Source organism: Streptomyces sp. NPDC058457, assembly GCF_042720695.1.
In the GTDB taxonomy this organism is placed as follows: Bacteria; Actinomycetota; Actinomycetes; order Streptomycetales; family Streptomycetaceae; genus Streptomyces.
In genome coordinates, this window is the sequence record NZ_JBHXLU010000033.1 from 22,652 (window position 1) to 40,887 (window position 18,236).

The window sequence follows — 18,236 nt, forward strand, 5'->3', positions numbered from 1 at the left end:
ACGCGTCAGGGGTTAGGTTCTGCGCTCCGGCAGCCCGACCGGTCCGGCTGCCCAGCCCTCGCTCGCGCCCTCGCTCACCCTCGAACCCGTTCAGGAGCCCCGACATGGCAGCCGACCTGCCCTCCACGTCCCGCGACATCCTGCTGGCCGACACACCCGGCGGGCTGCCCGGACCCGAACACCTCACGATCACGCCAAGGCCGGTCCCCCACCCCGGGCCGGGACAAGTCCTCGTCCGGAACCAGTACTTCCTCGTCTTTCCCGGGCTGCGCACGCTGATCGGCGACGAGGCCGACGGCATGCCGCTCCCCCGCATCCACCCCGGCGACGCGCTGTACGGTCCCGCGGTGGGCGAGGTCGTCGCGGCCGGGCCCGGCGGTCCGTTGCGTCCGGGGGACACGGTCACGCATCTGCTCGGGTGGCGCGAGTACGCACTCGTCGCGGCGACGGACTGCACTCCGCTCGGCGACCTCCTGCCCGACCCGGTGGCCCATCTCTCGTCCGGGTCGGCCGCCTACGGGGCGTTGACCCGGCTCACCGAAGTCCGCCCCGGCGACACGGTGTTCGTCACGGGAGCGGCCGGAGCCGTGGGAACGCTGGCGGGCCAGATCGCCCGGCTGCTGGGCGCCGGGAGGGTCATCGGCAGCACCCGGTCGCCGGCCAAGGCCGAGCGGCTGCGGGCCGAACTGGGCTACGACGCGGTCGTGGTGCCCGGGGCGAGGCCCCTCGACCAGCAACTGGCCGCGGCGGCACCCGACGGCATCGACGTGCTCCTGGACAGCGTCGGCGGTGAGCAGCTGACCGCGGCCGTGCGCACCGCGCGCCGGGGCGCCCGCTTCGCCCTGGTGGGAGCGCTGTCGGGACAGCTGTCGCCGAGCCGCGGCGGTGGCAGTTCACCCGCGGAGATCGACACCTTCCGCCTCGTCGGCCAGGGCGTCTCGCTGCACGGCTACAGCGGACAGGACCATCCCGGCGTCGGGGCGGAGTGGACCAAGCGCTTCGGGGGCTGGCTGCGCTCCGCCGAGATCACCTTCCCGCATGCGCGGATCCCGGGCATGGATCGGGCCCCTCGGGCGTTGCAGGAACTGTTCGAGGGGCGGCACTTCGGAACCGTCGTCGTGGAGTTGCCGCCACGGTGACACGTCGGCGCGCGGTCGCGGCGGCGGAGGCTGATGCTCGGGGGCGGACATGCGGATCGGGGATGCGGCGGCAGCGGCGGGGACGACTCCGCGGGCACTGCGGTTCTACGAGCAACGGGGGCTGCTGCCGCCACCGCGGCGCACGGCCGCCGGGCAGCGTGAGTACGGGCCGGACGAGGTGGCCAGGGTCCGTGTCATCCGTGAACTGCTGGCACTCGGTCTCACCGTCGAGGACCTGCGCAGTCTCGCCGACCGGCTCGCCCGGCTCGGCGAGATCCCTCCGGGGCGATGCGGGCACCCCGACAGCGACCGACCCGGCTTCGGGGTGATCGCACGCAGGCTCGCGGCCCTCGACGCCGAGATCGACCGGCTGACCCGACTGCGCGAAGGACTGGCTCTGCGCACCTTCCGTCAGCCGTGACGACACGTCGCCGTCGGCGGGGTCGGCGCCGGTTCTCAGTCGGGGTACACGGGCCCGACCGCCGTACGGGCGCCGAGTGCCCGTCCCCTGCCCCAGCCGAGTTCGCGGCGGTATCCGCCGAGCAGGCCGGACTCCGCCAGCTCGCCGACATCGTGGAAGCGCGAACCCGGAGCGGCCGGGGTCACCAGCGGCGCGACGAAGAGGGCGTCGGTGGGGCAGTACGCCTCGCACTGGAAGCAGGTCTGGCAGTCTCCCTGTCGCGCGAGCACGGGGACGCCGTCCGGGCCGCGGTCGAACACGCGCGTCGGGCAGACGTCGATGCACAGGTCGCATCCGATGCAGCGGTCCGGTTCGACGATCTCGATCACGCGGCCAGCCCTCCTTCGACGAGCGTCGCCCGGGGTGCGGACTCAGGACGGCTCCAGACGTCGTCCAGCCCGCCCGTGAGCAGCCGGTAGTGCTGGGCCGGGTCCTGCGCCGGCCGGTCGATGCGCTTGTGCATGCCGCGCGACTCGGTCCGCTGCAGGGCCGCGTGGTACATCCAGCGGCCGTGCGCCGTCATCGCGGCCGCCTCCCTGGCCCGGAACAGGTCCTCGCCGCGTGCGCCCAGCCCTTCGCGCGCCGCGGTCCACGTCCCGTGCAGGGAGCGCAGTGCCGGGCCCAGCCGATCGGCATGCCGCAGGTAGTTGCGGTCGTACGGCAGCACCTGGCGCTGTACGTCGGCGACGACCTCGCGGTGGCCGACCGTCACGGCGCCGGTCGGACGCAGACCGGCCGTGCCGACCGCCCGCAGCCCGTGGCCGGGACGGCCTCGCCGGGTGGCGAACGCGGCGGCGCCCCGGCCCGCCCAGCTGCCCGAGGAGGCGGCCCACGCGGCGTTGTGGCTGCCGCCCCCGGTGAAGCCGCCGCAGATCAGCTCGCGTGTCGCGGTGTCGCCGGCCGCGTACAGGCCGGGGACGTCGGTCGAGCAGTCGTGGCCTGCGATGCGTACCCCGCCCGTCCCGCGCACGGTGCCCTCGGCCAGCAGGGTGATCTCGAAGAGGTCCGTGAACGGGTCGATGCCCAGCCGGTCGAAGACGAGGAAGGTGTTCGGCTGCCCCTTGCGCATCGCTCGCCGGTCGTCGGGTGTCGCCCGGTCGAAGCGGGCGTAGACCGGTTCCCTGAGAAGCGCCCGCGCGATCGCCGACCTGCCGCCCTTGCTGGCCGCCCCTTCGAGTACCGAACCGTCGGCACGGTAGAAGCTCGCCCAGGAGTAGTAGGCCGTCTTCGTCAGTGACGTGCCCTTGGGAGCGATGGCGTAGGCGTTGGAGAACTCCATCCCGGACAGCCGTGCTCCCGCCTCCACGGCCATAAGGGCGCCGTCCCCGGTGTTGACGTCACAGCCCAGGGTCTTGGACCGGAAGGCGCATCCGCCGGCGGCGAGCACGACCGCGCCCGCCTCGATGCGGACGCTCTCACCGGACCTGCGGTCCAGCGCCCGCGCGCCCGACACGACCGAGTCGGCATCGACCAGCAGCTCCAGCGCGGGTGTGTGGTCGAGGATGCGTACGCCCAGGCGCTGTACGCGGATCCGCTGCCGGCGCATGTACTCGGGGCCTTGGAGGTCACCGCGGAGCTGACGGCCGTGAGCGTCCACGGGGAAGGGGTAGCGCTGGACCCGGGCGAGCTCGTCCATGCGGGCGTGGGTCTCGTCGAGGACCCGTGCCATCCAGTCCCGGTCGGCGAGAAACCCGCCGAGGCCTTCCCTGCTCGCCATGGCGGCCTCGCGCAGTTCGGGGACGTCGTCGACGTACCAGATACCGGTACCGACCGACGCGGTCGCTCCGCTCGCACCGGTGTGGCCCTTGTCGGCCAGGACCACGTCGGCGCCGGCCTGGGCCGCCTTGATCGCGGCCCAGGTACCGGCGGGGCCGCCGCCGACCACCAACACGTCCGTACGGAGGGTCTGTTCGGAATCGGGGCTGGTCATGGCATGCGTTCCTTCCCGTGCCGGGAATCAGGGGATCAGGGCTTGAGGCGGCCCGTGGCGAACATGACGGCGGACCACGCCGAGAGTCCGGCGGCGAGGGCCCAGACCACGAGCAGGGCCCATGCCGAGCCGACGTCACCCCGGCCGAGGAAGCCGATCCGCTCGACCTGGACCAGCCAGAAGACCGGGTCGAGGTGGCTCAGGACGTCCCAGACCGGCGGGAGCCGGCGGACCGAGTAGAAGACGCCGCCGAGGAAGCCCAGCGGCAGCAGGATGATCGACTCCATGGAGTAGACATGGTCGAGGGACTTGGCGAGGCTGCCCGCGATCACGCCCACCTGCGCGGCGACCACGAGCACGCCGAGGGTGCCGAGCAGCAGGACGAAGGGGCGGGCGACACTGCCGCTTCCGGTGAGCGGGAGAGCCACCGCCAGAACTCCGCCGCCCACGACGGCGCCTCGGGCGATGCCGCCGCTCACCAGTGCCGCGTTGATCTCCCACCAGCGCAGCGGGCTGGCGAACACGTCGTGGATGTACCGGTCGCGCCGGGCCTCGAAGAGGCTGGTCGTCCCGTTGAAGTAGCCGACGTTGACGATCGCCTGCGCGAACAGGCCGGGCACGATGAAACGGCCGTAGGAGACACCGTCGATCGTGTCGACGTGCCCGCCGAGGGCGGAGCCGAAGACGACGACGAACAGCACGGTCGACAGCACCGGGCCGACGACGCTGTAGCGCCAGATGGTCAGGAAGCGGAGGATCTCCCGCTCCAACAGCCAGAGGAACGGGGAGCGTTCGGGCTTGAAGGGCTCGTCGTACGACGGGCGGGCAGCCGCGTCCGCCGCGGTGTCGGTCACGCCGCCCCCTCCTCCGTGATCACCCGGTCGTAGACCTCCGAGATGTCCCGCGCCGCGTAACGGCTGCGCAGGGACGCCGCGGAGCCGCGGTCGACGAGCCGGCCGGCCCGCAGCAGCGCGATCTCGTCACACAACGTCTCGGCCTCCTCCAGGTAGTGCGTGGTGAGCAGGACGGTGGTGCCGGCCGCGTTGAGGCCCTTGACCAGCCGCCAGATCTCCGAGCGCAGCTCCACGTCGACGCCGGCCGTCGGCTCGTCGAGGATGAGCAGGCGGGGGCGGTGCATGAGCGCCCGCGCGATGACGAGCCGGCGCTGCATGCCGCCGGACAGTTCGTAGGCGCGGGCGTCCGCCTTGCCGTCGAGGCGGAACACCGCGAGCAGTTCGTCCGCTCGCCGGACCGCCGCCCGCCGGCCGATGCCGTGGTATCCGGCGTGGTAGATCAATATCTGACGGCTCGACAGGAACCGGTCGACGTTGATCTCCTGTTCGGACAGACCGAGCAGCCGGCGCGCCTCCCGGGTCCGGTGGTCGTGGCCGAAGACGGTGAGCGTGCCGGTGGTGGGCCGGACGATGTTGCACACCGAGCCGATCAGCGTGGTCTTGCCCGCCCCGTTCGGGCCGAGCAGACCGAAGAACGCCCCGTCGGGGATCTCCAGGTCCAGCCCGGCCACCGCGGTGAAGCCGTCCTCGTACGTCTTGCTGAGCCCCTGGACGCACAGGGCGGGAGGTCCGGTGTCAGCCACCGGACACATGCGTCTCTGCCCGGTGGAACTGGTTGGCCGGTACCGGCAGTCCGTAGTGCTCGCGCAGCGTCGTGCCCTCGTACTCCTCCCGGAACAGGCCCTTGCCGCGCAGGATGGGCAGCACGTGCTCGACGAAGGCCGCCAGGCCGGACGGCAGGGCCGGTGCCATGATGTTGAAGCCGTCGGCGGCACCGCCCTCGAACCAGGCGACGATCGCGTCCGCCACCTGCTCGGGCGTGCCGATGAACTCGAAGTGGCCGCGGCCGCCCCCGAGCCGCGAGATGACCTGGCGGACCGTCAGTTTCTCCCGTACGGCGAGCTCGATGACGAGGTCGGAGCGGCTCTGCGAGCCCTCCAGCTTCGGTCGGGCGAGGATGAAGTCCGGCAGCGGGGCGTCGAGTTCGAACACCGACGGCTCGGTCTCGAAGATCGATGCCAGCTGGCGCAGCCCGTACTCCGGTACGCGCAGCTCGTCGAACTCCTTCGCCAGCGCCCGGGCCTCGGCCTCGGTCGACCCGATGTACGGGACGATCCCCGGCAGCACGATCACGCCGTCCGGGTCCCGCCCCGCAGTGCGGGTCCTGGCCTTGATGTCGGCGTAGAAGGCGGCCGCGCGCTCGTACGTCCGGTGGGCGGTGAAGATCGCCTCGGCGTGCCGGGCGGCGAAGTCCTTGCCGTCCTCGGAGGAACCGGCCTGGACGAGCAGCGGGTAACCCTGTGGCGGGCGCTCGACGTTGAGCGGTCCTGCCACCGAGAAGTGCGTGCCCCGGTGGTCGAGCGTGTGGAGCCGGGCCGGGTCCGCGTAACGCCCCGTGGCCTTGTCCGCCACGACGGCCTCGGACTCCCAGCTGTCCCACAGTGCCTTGGCGACCTGGAGGAACTCGTCGGCCCTGGCGTAGCGCCTGGCATGGTCGGGACGGTTGACGAGGCCGAAGTTGGCCGCTTCGTCGGCGCCCGCCGAGGTGACGATGTTCCAGCCGGCGCGGCCGCCGCTGACGTGGTCAACCGAGGCGAGGCGACGGGCCAGGTTGTAGGGCTCGTTGTACGTCGACGACACGGTCGCGATCAGGCCGATCCTGCTGGTCGCCTGGGACAGGACGGTCAGCAGCGTCAGCGGTTCGAGCTGGCCCGGCGGCCGGAACTCACCGGTGCCGTTCAGGGCCGGGCCGTCGGCGAGGAACAGCGAGTCGAACTTGGCGCTCTCGGCCAGCCGGGCCAGCTCGATCCAGTGCCGCAGGTCGAAGTCGGCCCGCGGGTTGCTGTGCGGGAGCCGCCAGGCGGCCTCGTGGTGGCCGGCCTCCATGAGGAACGCGTTGAGGTGGAGCCGGCGTCGTCTCTCGCCCACCGGGCTCGCGAGGCTCATGAGGTGACTTCCAGCTTCGAGCTGTCGTACCCGGCCGGGAGGAGATTGTCGGTGATCGATGCGACGTCGACCGTCTTGGTGATCTGGCCCGCCTCCAGGAAGGCGTCGGCGAGCTTCTGTTCCGCCGCGATGTCCGACTTCTCCACCGGGGTGACCCGGGTCTCGAAGGACTTCAGGGAGGCCTTCGCGTCGGCCAGCGGGATGCCTTCCTCCTTGGAGACCGCCTCCGCGTACTTGTCCTCGTGCTTGATCGCCCAGGCGAACTCGTGGGCCAGCCTCTTGAGGACGTCCGTGAGAGCCGCCCGCTTCGTCCTGTCGTTCAGCGACTTCTCGCTCGCGACGTAGTAGCTGCTCGTCTGGTCGATCGGCGGAAGGCCCTTCGCCAGGATCCGCGCACCGCCCTTGACCGCGATCGCCGACTGCGGGTTCCAGATCGACCACGCGTCCACCTTGCCGGTGTTGAACGCCGTGGCACCGGCCGCCGGGTCGAGGAAGACCAACTTCACGTCCTTGGGGCCGAGACCGACGCTCTTGAGCGCGTTCAGCGCCAGGCCGTGCGCCGAACTGCCCTGCGGGACAGCGAGTTTCTTGCCCTTGAGGTCCGCGATTGTCTTCAGCGTCGAGCCCTTCGGCACGATGACGTTCTCGTTCGCCTGGTCGGGCCGGAGGGAACGGTTCACGGCGACGACCTTGAAGCCGTACTCCTTCGCGGCGCCGGTGATCGGCGGTACGTCGCCGACGCTGCCCAGGTCGATGTCGCCCGACGCGGCTGCCTGGACGAGCGGCGGGCCGTAGGTGAAGCGGGCGAACTTCACCTTGTACGGCGCGTTGTCGAAGACGCCGGTGATCTTCGCCAGCTCCTGGCTGCCGTCGCCGCCGTTGTCACCGATGGTGAACGTGTACTTCTTCCACTCGGGGTGGCTGTCGGCGCTCGATCCGCTCACGTTGCTCAGCGGTGCCGCCGCCTCCGACTCCGATCCGCATGCGGCGAGGGGACCCGCGAGGGCGAGCAGGCCGAGGGCGCCGACTGTTCGGGAGAATCGTGTGGGCATGGTTCTCACGTGCTTTCTGTGCAGGGACGGGAGGAAGCGGGGGGTGGATGACGCGCTTGGATTCAGTCGGGTTCGGTTGGATTCAGTCCTGGTTGGCGAGACCGAGGTCTTCCAGGAGCGCGGAGCGGATCTCCTCGCGGGCGATGCTCGCCTCGCGGTCGGCGGCGGACAGCTCGACGCGGTGCGAGGTGCCGATGCGTCCGTTGCTCATGACGACGACCCGGTCGGCCAGGGCGATCGCCTCGTCGACGTCGTGGGTGACGAGCAGCATGGCCGCGTGGTGCCTGCTGCGCAGTGCCCGCACGAGGTCGTGCATACGCAGCCGGGTGATCGCGTCGAGCGCCGCGAACGGCTCGTCGAGCAGCACGAGTTCGGGCTCCGAGACCAACGCCCGTGCCAGGGAGACCCGTTGCGCCTCGCCGCCGGAGAGCTCCTTGGGCCACGCCTTCTCGCGGCCCGCGAGCCCGACCTCGGCGAGCACGTCGAGGGCCCGCCGGTCGGCGTCCGGCCCGTGCAGGCCGAGAGTGACGTTGCGCAGCACCCGCTGCCACGGCAGCAGCCGGTCGGCCTGGAAGACGATCGCGCGCCTGGCCGGGACCTCCACCCGGCCGCCGTCGGGCCGGTCGAGACCGGCGAGCAGGCGCAGGAGGGTGCTCTTGCCGCAGCCGGAGGGTCCCAGCAGGACGACCAGTTCCTCGTCGGCGATGGTGAGGTCCAGCTGATCCAGGACGACCCGGTCGCCGAACCGCCGGACGACCTTCTCCACGACGGCTCCGGACTGCTGCCGGAGCTGTGCCTCGACAGTGGTGCTCATGACGCCTCATAACTGGGACGCCACCGCAGCAGCACCCGCTCGAGAACCCGGACGAACTGGTCGGCGAGCAGACCGAGGAGCGAGTAGATCACCAGCCCCACGAACACCTGGTCGGTCTGCAGGTACGTCTGCCCCTGCGTGATGAGGAAGCCGAGGCCCTTGTCGGCGTTGACCGTCTCGGCCGCGACCAGGCCCAGGACGCTGTACGCGAGCGAGAACCGCAGGCCCACCAGGAATCCCGGCAGGGCGCCGGGCACCAGCACCCGCGTCACCAGCCGCCAGGTGCCGGCGCCCGTCGTCCGCGCCATCTCGATCAGCCGCTGGTCCACACCACGGATCGCGGCGAAGAGGTTGACGTACATCGGGACGCCGGCCCCGAACGAGATCAGCAGCACCTTCGTGAGCTCGTCGATGCCGAACCACACGATCATCAGCGGCAGCACCGCCAGCAGCGGGATCGTGTTCAGGATCTGCACCACGCCGTTGAACAGGTACTCGCCGCTGCGCAGCAGCCCGCCCAGTACCCCGCTGACGATGCCCACCGACAGGCCGACGGCCAGGCCGATGCCGGCGCGTTGCAGCGAGATGGCCAGGTCGGGCCCGAGGACGCCTTGTCGCCACAGGTCGACGGCGGACTTGACGATGGAGGTCGGCGCCGGGGCATAGGTCTTCTGCAGCACTCCGGCCCTGGCCAGGACCTCCCAGGCGATGAGGATCACGGCCGGAGTGGTGTAGATGCCCAGCGGCCAGCGCAGCCGCTCGCGGAGTGTGCGCAGCGGGGTCCGGCGGCGGGCGTCGCCCGGCAGGAAGACCTCGCGTCCGGACGCACTCGTCGTCCCGCCGACCGCCGGGACGACGGCCGGCCTCTTGAGGCTGACCTCGGTCATGCCGCCACCTCCAGCACCCTGCTGTAGTGCGAGGCGTCGCCCACGAGTTGCTCGCTGCGCCGGCCGTCGACACCGACCGGCACGTCCCCGGCGACGGTCACACGGTTGAGTCGGCGGGGGTGGTCGTCGTAGTTGTCGACCCCGTAGTGCTGGGTGATCCTGTTGTCGAAGACCAGCAGCTGACGGGGGCCCCAGGTCCAGCGCAGGATGTTCTCGGGGCGGGTCACATACGACTGGAAGATGCGCAGCAGATCGGCCGAGTCACTGTTCGGCAGGCCGGCGATGCGCTTGGCGAACCCGCCGATGAACAGCCCGCGTTCACCCGTCAGTGGATGCACGCGCACAAGAGGATGCTCCGTCTCGTACGGCGTCGAGACGAAGACCCGGTCGTACTCCCGCCGTTCGGGCGTCGTGGCGGCGGGGTGCGCGTAGTCGTACTGGTTGGTGTGCACGACCCGCAGCGAGTCGGCGAGAGTCCGCAGCGGTTCGGGCAGGTCGCGGTAGGCCGCGACGGCGTTCGCGATGAGCGTCTCGCCGCCGTGGGGCGTGGTCACGACGGACCGCAGTGTCGTGAGCTGCGGCGGGTTGAGCACGAAGGTGACGTCCGTGTGCCGGGCGCGGCGGAGCGCCGTGATCGTCGAGGGATCGGCGGGCGCGGCGAGGTCGACTCCGTCGACGAGGGCGCCGATGCGGCCCGTGAGCTTGCGGATGGTCGGAGGCATGAGGAGGTCCCTCTCCAGGAATGGGGCGCACTGCGGTGAACGGCTGCGAAGCCGGTACTCGGTCCGGTCGCGATGCCAGGGCCCGACGGCCTCGCGAGAAGTGCCGGACGAAGGTCAAGCTGTGTGGCGGAGGTGTGGCGACGGCGTCGATGGGCAGCCGACAGCCCATCCCCTCGCCGATCGCGGGTGGCGCCATGCGCACCGCTCCACGAGGGTGCCGGGAAGCCAGGAGGGAGAAGCAGTCGTGGGGTGGACACCGCTGAGGCGGAGTCTTCGCACCGCCCCTTGCGGAAGTACGCCTGCGGCGCACACCGGCCGCTGCCTGGATCCGCTCAGCGGATCAGCGGCACGCCTTCCGGATCAACGACAACAGAACGCGCTGGAGACGTGCGCCAGGTCGATGTGGCGCCTCCGGGTCAGATCCGTCCGCGGGTTCATGGAACGTGAGTTGAGCAGACGTCCACGCTGTCGGTCAATATGTTCCGGACAGCTCTCACATTGCGGAAACATCGACCACCCTGGAGAGGGGCGCTGCGGCCGTGGCACGGCCTCACTCCACCGACGGGGCCCCGCTGTCGGGTGACACGCCGGGCCCCGTCGGCCGTCTCCCGTCAGCTGCGCCGTTGCTCCGAGAGCGCCTTGGTGAAGTGGGTGACGGGACGCTCCACCCGTTCACCGTCGAGGGTGATGTCGACCGCCTCGTTGTAGAAGGCGAGGAGCCCCTGGACGGCCCCGACCGCGGGCAGCGGGTCCGGGTAGCTCCACACGACGTTCGGGGGCACGTCGGACTCGCCGCGCCACGACCAGTACTCGGCGGTGCCCTTGTAGGGGCAGCCGGTGTGGTGGTCGGTGGGTTCGAGCAGGCCGAGGCGGACGTCCTCGCGCGGGATGTAGTAGCGCGTGGGCAGGCCGGTCTCGAACAGCAGGACCGGCCGGTGGGTGTCCGCGACGACCGTGCCGTCGATCTCGACCACGAGGTGGCGGCTGCTCGGGATGGCGTCCACCCGCTTGTGCGGGTCACGGGGGTGGACGAAGATCTCTTCCTCCTCCTCGTACCAGTGGTCCAGGCCCCGCCCGACGCGCCGGAACCACTCGAAGGCGATGTGGTCGGCCAGGTCGGCGGCCGGGAAGGTCCAGGCGGCGTTCTCCAGCAGCTCGCCGTCGACCTCGACGTCGTAGAAGATCCGCGAGCCGGTGTGCGTGCCCGTCGGGGGGTTCTTCGCCGGGCGGAGCAGGTCCTCGCGGACTTCCGTGCGCGGGAACGCGTACAGTGGGACGGGCACACCCGGCTCCCAGACGAGGACGGGGTGGCGGCTGTCGACGACCGTGACGTCGCCTCGGCGGCCGCGCACCCAGCGCTCGCTCGGCTCCCACAGGAGCCCTTCGGGAGTGGTCCGCACGGCCTGTGCGGTGGGGAACGTGGTCATGAGCGGCTCTCCTCCAACTGGTTCACGCGGTGACTTCGGCGACGTAGGGGCGGTTCTCCCGCCAGGCCGCGAGCTGCTCGGGGCGGCCGAAGACCCGCAGGTACTCCTCGACGTTGCCGCTGGCACGCTCCCACACCGAGACGGGTTCGAAGTCGGACCCGTCCGGGTCGGCGAAGGCCGGCAGCGGTGCCACGACCGTGTCCAGGCCCGGATGGACGAACACCGCGGAGGAATAGCGCGTCACCGAGCCGCCGGCCACCACCCGGTGCCGTCCGGGGCGCAGCCTGCCGTCCGTCCAGTTGGTGAGCAGGGTGCCGGTGAACACCTGCAGGGCGTCGGGCCGGATCGGTACGGGGGTCCAGGTGCCGTCGGGACGCTGGCCCTGCAGGCCCGCGTAGTCACCCTCCTGGTGGAGCACCGTGAGCGCGGAGCCGTCGGCGTGTTCCAGGAGGAGGAGCTTCTCCTCGTCCGACGCGCCGTCGTAGGGCCACTTGGGGTAGTTGTTGACGACCAGCGTCGTGTAGACGTCGTCGCCGAGCGGGAAGGTCTCCGCGGGCACGTCCAGCACGCGTGCGTACAGGGTGAGGACGCGGCGGGCGACGTCTACGAACGCGTCGTGGTAGCGGTGGGCCGCGCTCCGCAGGGCGGGCTCCTGCGGCGGCCACACGTTGGCGTGTGCGTAGAGGGTGGCGTGTTCCGGGGTGAGCCCGGCGGCCTCGGCCGCGTCCGTGTCGTCGTACTGGCCGATGTTGAACCGTTCGAGTTCCAGCCGGCCGAAGTCGTCGGGCCACTGCCGCCAGCCGCGGTAGGGGTGCCCGGTGGGGCTGGCGAGTTGTTCCTTCTCGTCGCGGGGCAGGTCGAGGACGCGGCGGAAGCCGTCGTTGAACCCGACGACCACCGGCCGTCCCCGAGGCACGACAGAGGAGTTGTCCCCCATGCAGCCACCGGCGCACATACCCATCGAAGGTCCGCCGGACTCTGACACCGGGAGCCGCGTCCCGTTCGGCCACCCGTCGATCGACGACCTGCTGGCCCGGGCCCGCGTCCGCCTCGACCGGCTCACTCCCGAGGACGCGGCCGGCGAACTCGCCGACGGCGCCCTGCTGGTGGACGTCCGCGCGGATCTGGTGCGGCGGGCGGAGGGCGAGATCCCCGGTTCCCTCGTCATGGACCGCAACGTGCTGGAGTGGCGGCTCGACCCGTGCAGTGCGTGGCGCATCGAGGAGGCCGCCGACCACTCCCTGCGCGCCGTCATCATGTGCTCCCAGGGCTATATGTCGAGCATGGCCGCCGCGGGACTGCACGACCTGGGCCTCGTGCGGGCCACCGACATCATCGGCGGCTACGAGGCGTGGCGCGCCGCCGGTCTGCCGGTGGTGCCCGGTGGCACCATGCCCGGCTCGTACGTGGCCACCGCGCCGTCCCCGATCAGCCTCGACCCGGGCGGGCAGCGCATGCTGGTCGACGGCGCCCCCGTCGCCCTCACTCCACTCGAATTCCGGCTCCTGACCGCGCTGCTGCGCGGCAACGGCCGCGTGATCCCCCGCGAGGACCTGCGCGCGGGCCTGGGCGAATGGGCCGGCAGCCGCAGCCGCTCCGTCGACCTGCACGTCCACCGCATCCGCCGCAAACTCGGCCCGCGCGCCGCAGCCCTGCTCACCACGGAGCGAGGCGTGGGCTTCCGCCTGCGCGCGACACCGGCACCCGGCACTGCTCCTTGACCAGACCCCCCGTCAGAACGGGGGTCACGAGGAAGGCATGCCCAGGTGGCCGCGCCTAGTGACTCGCCCTCGTATCGCTGGGAGACTGGCCGAAGATCCAGAAATACTCGACCGTGCATGTCCCCGGTACATTGAAGCCCTTCGAGCACAGCCGCCGCCGAAGTCCCACGCATGGCGCACCTGGGCCGACTGCCGTGAAACCAATACTGACCTGGGATGAGACCAGCTCTCAGGGGAGCTGGTGAAGTGAGGGGCGAGCCGTGTTCTACTACCTGCTCAAGTACGTACTGCTGGGGCCGCTGCTCAGAGTGGTGTTCCGGCCCCGGATCGAGGGCCTGGAACATGTGCCGCCGTCGGGACCGGCCATCGTCGCCGGAAACCACCTCTCCTTCTCCGACCACTTCCTGATGCCGGCCGTCCTCAAGCGGCGCATCACCTTCCTCGCCAAGGCCGAGTACTTCACGGGGCCCGGGGTGAAGGGCCGGCTGACCGCCTTCTTCTTCCGCAGCGCCGGGCAGATCCCGGTGGACCGCTCCGGCAAGGACGCGGGCCAGGCCGCGATCCGGGAGGGGCTCGGGGTGCTGAGCAAGGGCGAGCTGCTCGGCATCTATCCGGAGGGCACGCGCTCGCACGACGGCCGCCTGTACAAGGGCAAGGTCGGGGTCGCCGTGATGGCGCTGCGGGCCGGTGTCCCGGTGATCCCCTGCGCGATGATCGGCACGTTCGAGGCGCAGCCGCCCGGCAAGGTCATCCCGAACGTCCACCCCGTCGTGATCCGCTTCGGCAAGCCCCTCGAGTTCTCCCGCTACGCCGGGATGGAGAACGAGAAAGCCGTCCTGCGCGCCATCACCGACGAGATCATGTACGCCATCCTGACCCTGTCCGAGCAGGAGTACGTCGACCAGTACGCGGCCGTCGTCAAGGCCGAGCAGGCGGAGGCGAAGGGCGAGAGGGAGCGCAAGTTCCCGCGGGCTCCGCTCAGTTGAGGTCCCAAGAATGAGACGAGGGGCGGCCGGAGTGTTCCGGCCGCCCCTCGTCGTCGTACGGGAGCGATTACGGCTGCGGGGTGGCGTGCGGGGTGCAGGTGACGTCCGCGCTGTCCAGCTGGCCGGTGAGCAGGTAGGTGTCGACGCGGCTGTTGATGCACGGGTTGACCAGGCCGGTCACACCGTGCGAGCCGGCGCCCTGCTCGGTGATGAGGCGGGAGCCCTTGAAGCGCTGGTGCAGTTCGACGGCGCCGGGGTACGGGGTGGCGGCGTCACGCGTGGACTGCACGATCAGCACCGGCGGCAGGCCCTTGTGGGTCTTGACGTTCACCGGGGTCTGCTGCTTGACCGGCCAGGTGGCGCACGGCAGGTTCAGCCATGCGTTGGCCCAGGTCATGAAGGGGTACTGCTTGTTGAGCTCGGTGTTGTCGCGGTCCCACTTCTTCCAGCTGGTGGGCCACTTGGCGTCGGTGCACTCGACGGCCGTGTAGACGGCGTTGCCGTTCTCCGAGGTGATGTTGCCGGCGGTGTCGGTCAGGTCCGGGGCGGCCGCGTCGACCAGGGCCTGGGTGTCACCGGCGAAGTACTTGCCGAACACCGTGGCGACCGGCACCCACGAGGAGTCGTAGTACGGGGCGCTCTGGAAGAAGCCGATCAGTTCGGCCGGTCCGACGACCCCGCCGATCGGGTTCGCCTTGGCGGTGGCGCGCAGCTGCAGCCACTTGGCCTGGACGGCGTCCCGCGTGGTCCCCAGGTGGAAGGCGGAGTCGTGCGCGGCGACCCAGTCCTCCCAGTCCTTCCAGCGGCCCTCGAAGGCGACGTCCTGGTCCAGGTTGGCCTGGTACCAGATGTTCTTCCGCGACGGGTTGACGACGCTGTCGACGATCATCCGGCGGACGTGTCCCGGGAACAGTGTCCCGTACACCGCGCCGAGGTAGGTGCCGTAGGAGACACCGAGGTAGTTGAGCTTCTTCTCGCCGAGCGCGGCCCGGATGACGTCCAGGTCGCGGGCGGTGTTCGCGGTGGTCATCTGCTGGAGCATCGCGCGGCCGGTGCGCTCGGCGCAGCCGTCCGCGTACTCCTTGGCCAGCCCCCGCTGCGCGGTCTTGTCGGCCTCGGTGTCCGGCACCGGGTCGGCCTTGGGGGCCTTCACGAACTCCTGCGGGTCCTCGCAGGAGATGGGCGCCGAGTGGCCGACACCGCGCGGGTCGAAGCCCACGAAGTCGTACGCCTTCGAGGCGTTGACCCACAGGGGGTTCTTGTTGGTGACCCGGAGCGGGAAGCGCATCCCCGACCCGCCGGGGCCGCCGGGGTTGTAGACGAGCGCGCCCTGGCGCTCCGCCGGCGTCCCCGTGCTGCCTATTCGGTCGACGGCGAGCCTGATCTGCTTGCCGCCGGGATTCGTGTAGTCGAGCGGCACGCTGACCCAACCGCACTGGACGGGCTTGGTCAGAGCCCAGTCGGCCGGGCAGTCGGCCCAGTCGATCCCGGCCTTCGCGGCCCGTGCTGCCGCGAGCGCCGCGCCCTGCTGCGCGCGGTCCTGGCCGCCGTGCCGGGCCTCGGCGCCGGCGGCGGGTGCCGCGAGCGCTCCGGTGATCAGGCTGGCCGTGACGAGCGCTCCGGCCGAGCCGAGCGCCAGCACCCGGCTTCTCGATCTGAAGTTGTCCCTCAAGTGAGCCCCTCCCCGTACATGATGACGAATGGTCAGGGGAGATCCTTCCGGCTGTGAGCCTCCTGAGAACAGGGCCCGACAGCCGTCTTTACCAATCCGATAACCGGACGTTCACATCCCGCCCGTCCCGCTCAGCGGATCACCCGCCCAACTGGGCCAACGCCTCGTCCAGCACCCGGCGCAGGCGCAGCGCATCGCCCGCCACCGCACTCACCAACACGGCGGGCCCGGCGAGCGGAGTGAGCGCGGCGCACTCCCCCAGCATCCGTGCCGCCATCGGCTCCACTGCGAACTCAGGCCGCACGACGACGAGTTGGCCCACCGCGCGATGTCCCGCCAGCACGGCGGGCCCGTCCCAGCCGCCGGGCGCCCCGGGCCCGCAGGCCAGTTCCTGATCCAGTACGGCCCTCCCGGCCACGCGCACGGTGAGCCGGCTGCCGAGCCGCCCGGGCTCCTCCCCGACCCGCCCGAGCACCTGCTCCTCCCGCAGCACGAGCCGTCCCCGGGCCCCGACCTCGACACGCGTGGAGACGCGCAGATCACTCCCCTTGGCCGAGATCAACTGCTCGGGCAGCCACCGCAGTTCACCTCCGTCGGCGACATCGAGCCGGACGTCGTACCGGGCCTCCTCCTTCCCCTGTCCCGGCAGGGCGATGGTCGCGGCGGCCGACCCGACCCACAGCCGGGCCCCTTCCTCGACCCGGGCCTCGATCCCGAACCGGTCCCCGCCGAGCGGCCCGCTCATCGCCCCGACGACCATCACCCGCGCCTCGGCCCCGCTCCCCCGGGTGCGCCGCAGCGCGAGCGGCCCCTCGCCCTCCAGCACGGGGAGCGAGGTACTGCCCCGGCCGTCGTCCCGGGCGACGATCCGAGCGGTCGCGCGCACCCCGGTGAGCGTCATCCGGTCCACCCGGCGAGCCGCTCCCGCACCCACGCGGCCACGTCCGCGACACCGGTCTCACCGCGCAACGACTGGAAGACGACTGGCAGTTCGGCCCGCTGCGCCTTGGCATCGGCCGCCATCCGCGCCAGATCCGACCCGACGTACGGAGCGAGGTCCGTCTTGTTGACGACGAGCAGGTCGGCCGTGGTGACCCCCGGCCCGCCCTTCCGCGGGATGTCGTCGCCTCCGGCCACGTCGATCACGAAGATCTGCGCGTCCACCAGCCCCTTGGAGAAGGTGGCGGTGAGATTGTCCCCACCGGACTCGACGAGGATGAGGTCCAGCGGCCCGACCTCGTCCTCCAGGTCCTCCACGGCTTCCAGATTGGCCGAGATGTCGTCCCGGATCGCGGTGTGCGGACAGGCCCCCGTCTCCACGGCGGTGATCCGCTCCGGCGGCAGCACGGCCTCCCGGAGCAGGAACTCGGCGTCCTCGCGGGTGTAGATGTCATTGGTGACGACGGCCAGGGACAGCTCCTCGCGCAGGGCCCGGCACAGGGCGGCGACGGTAGCGGTCTTCCCGGACCCGACAGGACCCCCGAGCCCTATACGGAGAGCACGACGGGACCCGTCGGGCCGGTGGGCGTCGGCACTGAGGGCGACGGGACCGTGGTGGTGATCGTGATCAAGATGCATGTGCGGCTCCTATTTCAGTAGGCCTTGTGTTTCAGCCCGTCCGGCTTCCGACGACGAGGCGGCCAGCACCCCCGCTCTCCAGCCCGTCCGGCGTTTGAGGACGAGGCCGTTCAGGCCGAAGCGGGGGTCCGGGGGCGGCAGCCCCCGGGACGGGACGGGTAGGGGCGGCGGGGGCGCTCCAGCCGTCGGCGGCCCCGCCTCGCGCCCCCTACGACGCGAACAACCGCACCGCCCACCCCGCATGCCACTCCGCCCCGATCTCCGCCAACGGCGCCGACGCCGCAGGCAACGCGTCGATCCCCGCACCGCCGACCACCCCCCGCGCCGCCTCCACCGCCCGGTCGGCCACCCGGTCCACCTCCGCCGTCAACCGCGCCAGCACCCCTGTCGCCTCGAACGGATCCAGACTCAGCAACCGCACCACCGCCGTGGCCGGCCCGCTCACGCACTCGTACGCCGCGCAGTAGGCCGCGTCCTCCGCCGAGAGCCCCGCCGCCCTGGCCACCACCCCCAACACCACAGGCTGATGGGCCCCCTTGGGGAACTCCCTTGCCAGGGCGTCGAGTTCGGCACCCGGCCAGGCCACCCGCGCGGCGCGCAGCAGCTGCCGCCCGAGTCTGCGCGCCGCACCCCGGAGCGCGGCCGACGGCGTCCGCGCATCGGCCGCCGCGTCCAGCTCCCGTACGTCCGCACCGAGTACCGCGGCCGCGGCGACCGCACCCGCCACCAGCCCCGCCGTGTGCAGCCGACCCCGGCAGTACTCCTCCAGGCTCGCCGCCCCCGTGATCCGCCCGGCCTTGACGGCCGCCTCCGCCCCGCCGGAGTGCGCATGCCCTCCGGCGGGAAAGCGGCCGTCGGCCAGTACCAACAACGCTGCCCGGGACATCA

Annotated in this window: 19 protein-coding genes; 4 read left to right on the top strand and 15 right to left on the bottom strand. The window is 71.4% G+C overall.

Going from position 1 to position 18,236, the window contains the following annotated elements; all coding sequences use genetic code 11:
- The first annotated feature begins 104 nt into the window (after positions 1 to 104).
- Both ACFWPS_RS25190 and ACFWPS_RS25195 read left to right on the top strand, forming a co-directional pair.
- Positions 105 to 1,139 (top strand): MDR family NADP-dependent oxidoreductase, encoded by a 1,035-nt coding sequence (locus ACFWPS_RS25190; protein WP_383708423.1) that lies wholly within the window; start codon positions 105 to 107, stop codon positions 1,137 to 1,139.
- Positions 1,140 to 1,188: 49 nt separating this feature from the next.
- On the top strand, positions 1,189 to 1,560 hold the full coding sequence (locus ACFWPS_RS25195) for a MerR family transcriptional regulator (protein WP_383708424.1): 372 nt from the start codon (positions 1,189 to 1,191) through the stop codon (positions 1,558 to 1,560).
- A 35-nt stretch (positions 1,561 to 1,595) separates the two neighbouring features.
- On the opposite strand, the gene ACFWPS_RS25200 is transcribed toward ACFWPS_RS25195, so the two are convergent.
- From ACFWPS_RS25200 to ACFWPS_RS25250, 11 genes are all read right to left on the bottom strand, one after another.
- Entirely contained in the window at positions 1,596 to 1,928 is a 333-nt protein-coding gene (locus ACFWPS_RS25200; RefSeq protein ID WP_383708425.1) for a 4Fe-4S binding protein, read from the bottom strand.
- Positions 1,925 to 3,529 carry an FAD-dependent oxidoreductase gene (locus tag ACFWPS_RS25205; RefSeq protein WP_383708426.1) on the bottom strand — a complete coding sequence of 535 codons (1,605 nt, stop codon included), beginning with the start codon at positions 3,527 to 3,529 and terminating at the stop codon, positions 1,925 to 1,927. The genes ACFWPS_RS25200 and ACFWPS_RS25205 overlap by 4 nt, the downstream gene beginning before the upstream one ends.
- Before the next feature lie 35 nt (positions 3,530 to 3,564).
- Positions 3,565 to 4,383, bottom strand: coding sequence for an ABC transporter permease (locus ACFWPS_RS25210; RefSeq protein ID WP_383708427.1), 819 nt, complete (start codon positions 4,381 to 4,383; stop codon positions 3,565 to 3,567).
- The gene (locus ACFWPS_RS25215; RefSeq protein ID WP_383708428.1) at positions 4,380 to 5,126 is read right to left on the bottom strand and encodes an ABC transporter ATP-binding protein; all 747 of its coding nucleotides are present in this window, start codon (positions 5,124 to 5,126) and stop codon (positions 4,380 to 4,382) included. The genes ACFWPS_RS25210 and ACFWPS_RS25215 overlap by 4 nt, the downstream gene beginning before the upstream one ends.
- Complete coding sequence (locus ACFWPS_RS25220) at positions 5,119 to 6,489, bottom strand: LLM class flavin-dependent oxidoreductase (protein ID WP_383708429.1); 1,371 nt, start codon at positions 6,487 to 6,489, stop codon at positions 5,119 to 5,121. The genes ACFWPS_RS25215 and ACFWPS_RS25220 overlap by 8 nt, the downstream gene beginning before the upstream one ends.
- Entirely contained in the window at positions 6,486 to 7,541 is a 1,056-nt protein-coding gene (locus ACFWPS_RS25225) for an aliphatic sulfonate ABC transporter substrate-binding protein (RefSeq protein ID WP_383708430.1), read from the bottom strand. The genes ACFWPS_RS25220 and ACFWPS_RS25225 overlap by 4 nt, the downstream gene beginning before the upstream one ends.
- Positions 7,542 to 7,623: 82 nt before the next feature.
- Positions 7,624 to 8,355, bottom strand: coding sequence for an ABC transporter ATP-binding protein (locus tag ACFWPS_RS25230; RefSeq protein WP_383708431.1), 732 nt, complete (start codon positions 8,353 to 8,355; stop codon positions 7,624 to 7,626).
- Complete coding sequence (locus ACFWPS_RS25235; RefSeq protein ID WP_383708432.1) at positions 8,352 to 9,242, bottom strand: ABC transporter permease; 891 nt, start codon at positions 9,240 to 9,242, stop codon at positions 8,352 to 8,354. Before ACFWPS_RS25235 ends, ACFWPS_RS25230 begins: the two co-directional genes overlap by 4 nt.
- A complete protein-coding gene (locus tag ACFWPS_RS25240; RefSeq protein WP_383708433.1) occupies positions 9,239 to 9,964 on the bottom strand; it encodes a TauD/TfdA dioxygenase family protein in 726 nt (241 codons plus the stop codon). Before ACFWPS_RS25240 ends, ACFWPS_RS25235 begins: the two co-directional genes overlap by 4 nt.
- Before the next feature lie 611 nt (positions 9,965 to 10,575).
- Complete coding sequence (locus ACFWPS_RS25245; protein ID WP_383708434.1) at positions 10,576 to 11,391, bottom strand: DUF427 domain-containing protein; 816 nt, start codon at positions 11,389 to 11,391, stop codon at positions 10,576 to 10,578.
- Positions 11,392 to 11,413: 22 nt separating this feature from the next.
- Entirely contained in the window at positions 11,414 to 12,328 is a 915-nt protein-coding gene (locus ACFWPS_RS25250) for a 2OG-Fe(II) oxygenase family protein (protein WP_383708435.1), read from the bottom strand.
- On the opposite strand from ACFWPS_RS25250, the gene ACFWPS_RS25255 reads away from it, so the two are divergent.
- Together ACFWPS_RS25255 and ACFWPS_RS25260 are read left to right on the top strand one after the other, a co-directional pair.
- Positions 12,327 to 13,112, top strand: a complete 786-nt coding sequence (locus tag ACFWPS_RS25255) for a winged helix-turn-helix domain-containing protein (protein ID WP_383708436.1) — start codon at positions 12,327 to 12,329, stop codon at positions 13,110 to 13,112. The genes ACFWPS_RS25250 and ACFWPS_RS25255 overlap by 2 nt on opposite strands.
- Positions 13,113 to 13,372: 260 nt before the next feature.
- Entirely contained in the window at positions 13,373 to 14,098 is a 726-nt protein-coding gene (locus ACFWPS_RS25260; protein ID WP_383708437.1) for a lysophospholipid acyltransferase family protein, read from the top strand.
- Positions 14,099 to 14,165: 67 nt separating this feature from the next.
- Here the strand turns inward: ACFWPS_RS25260 and ACFWPS_RS25265 are convergent, their stop codons facing one another.
- The 4 genes from ACFWPS_RS25265 to ACFWPS_RS25280 all read right to left on the bottom strand — a co-directional run bounded on the left by ACFWPS_RS25265 (position 14,166) and on the right by ACFWPS_RS25280 (position 18,234).
- Positions 14,166 to 15,770 carry an alpha/beta hydrolase gene (locus ACFWPS_RS25265; protein ID WP_383708438.1) on the bottom strand — a complete coding sequence of 535 codons (1,605 nt, stop codon included), beginning with the start codon at positions 15,768 to 15,770 and terminating at the stop codon, positions 14,166 to 14,168.
- A 139-nt stretch (positions 15,771 to 15,909) separates the two neighbouring features.
- Positions 15,910 to 16,671, bottom strand: a complete 762-nt coding sequence (locus ACFWPS_RS25270; RefSeq protein ID WP_383708439.1) for an urease accessory protein UreD — start codon at positions 16,669 to 16,671, stop codon at positions 15,910 to 15,912.
- Complete coding sequence (gene ureG / locus ACFWPS_RS25275) at positions 16,668 to 17,348, bottom strand: urease accessory protein UreG (protein WP_383708440.1); 681 nt, start codon at positions 17,346 to 17,348, stop codon at positions 16,668 to 16,670. The genes ACFWPS_RS25270 and ureG overlap by 4 nt, the downstream gene beginning before the upstream one ends.
- 208 nt (positions 17,349 to 17,556) lie before the next feature.
- Positions 17,557 to 18,234 carry an urease accessory protein UreF gene (locus ACFWPS_RS25280; RefSeq protein ID WP_383708441.1) on the bottom strand — a complete coding sequence of 226 codons (678 nt, stop codon included), beginning with the start codon at positions 18,232 to 18,234 and terminating at the stop codon, positions 17,557 to 17,559.
- Positions 18,235 to 18,236 lie beyond the last annotated feature (2 nt).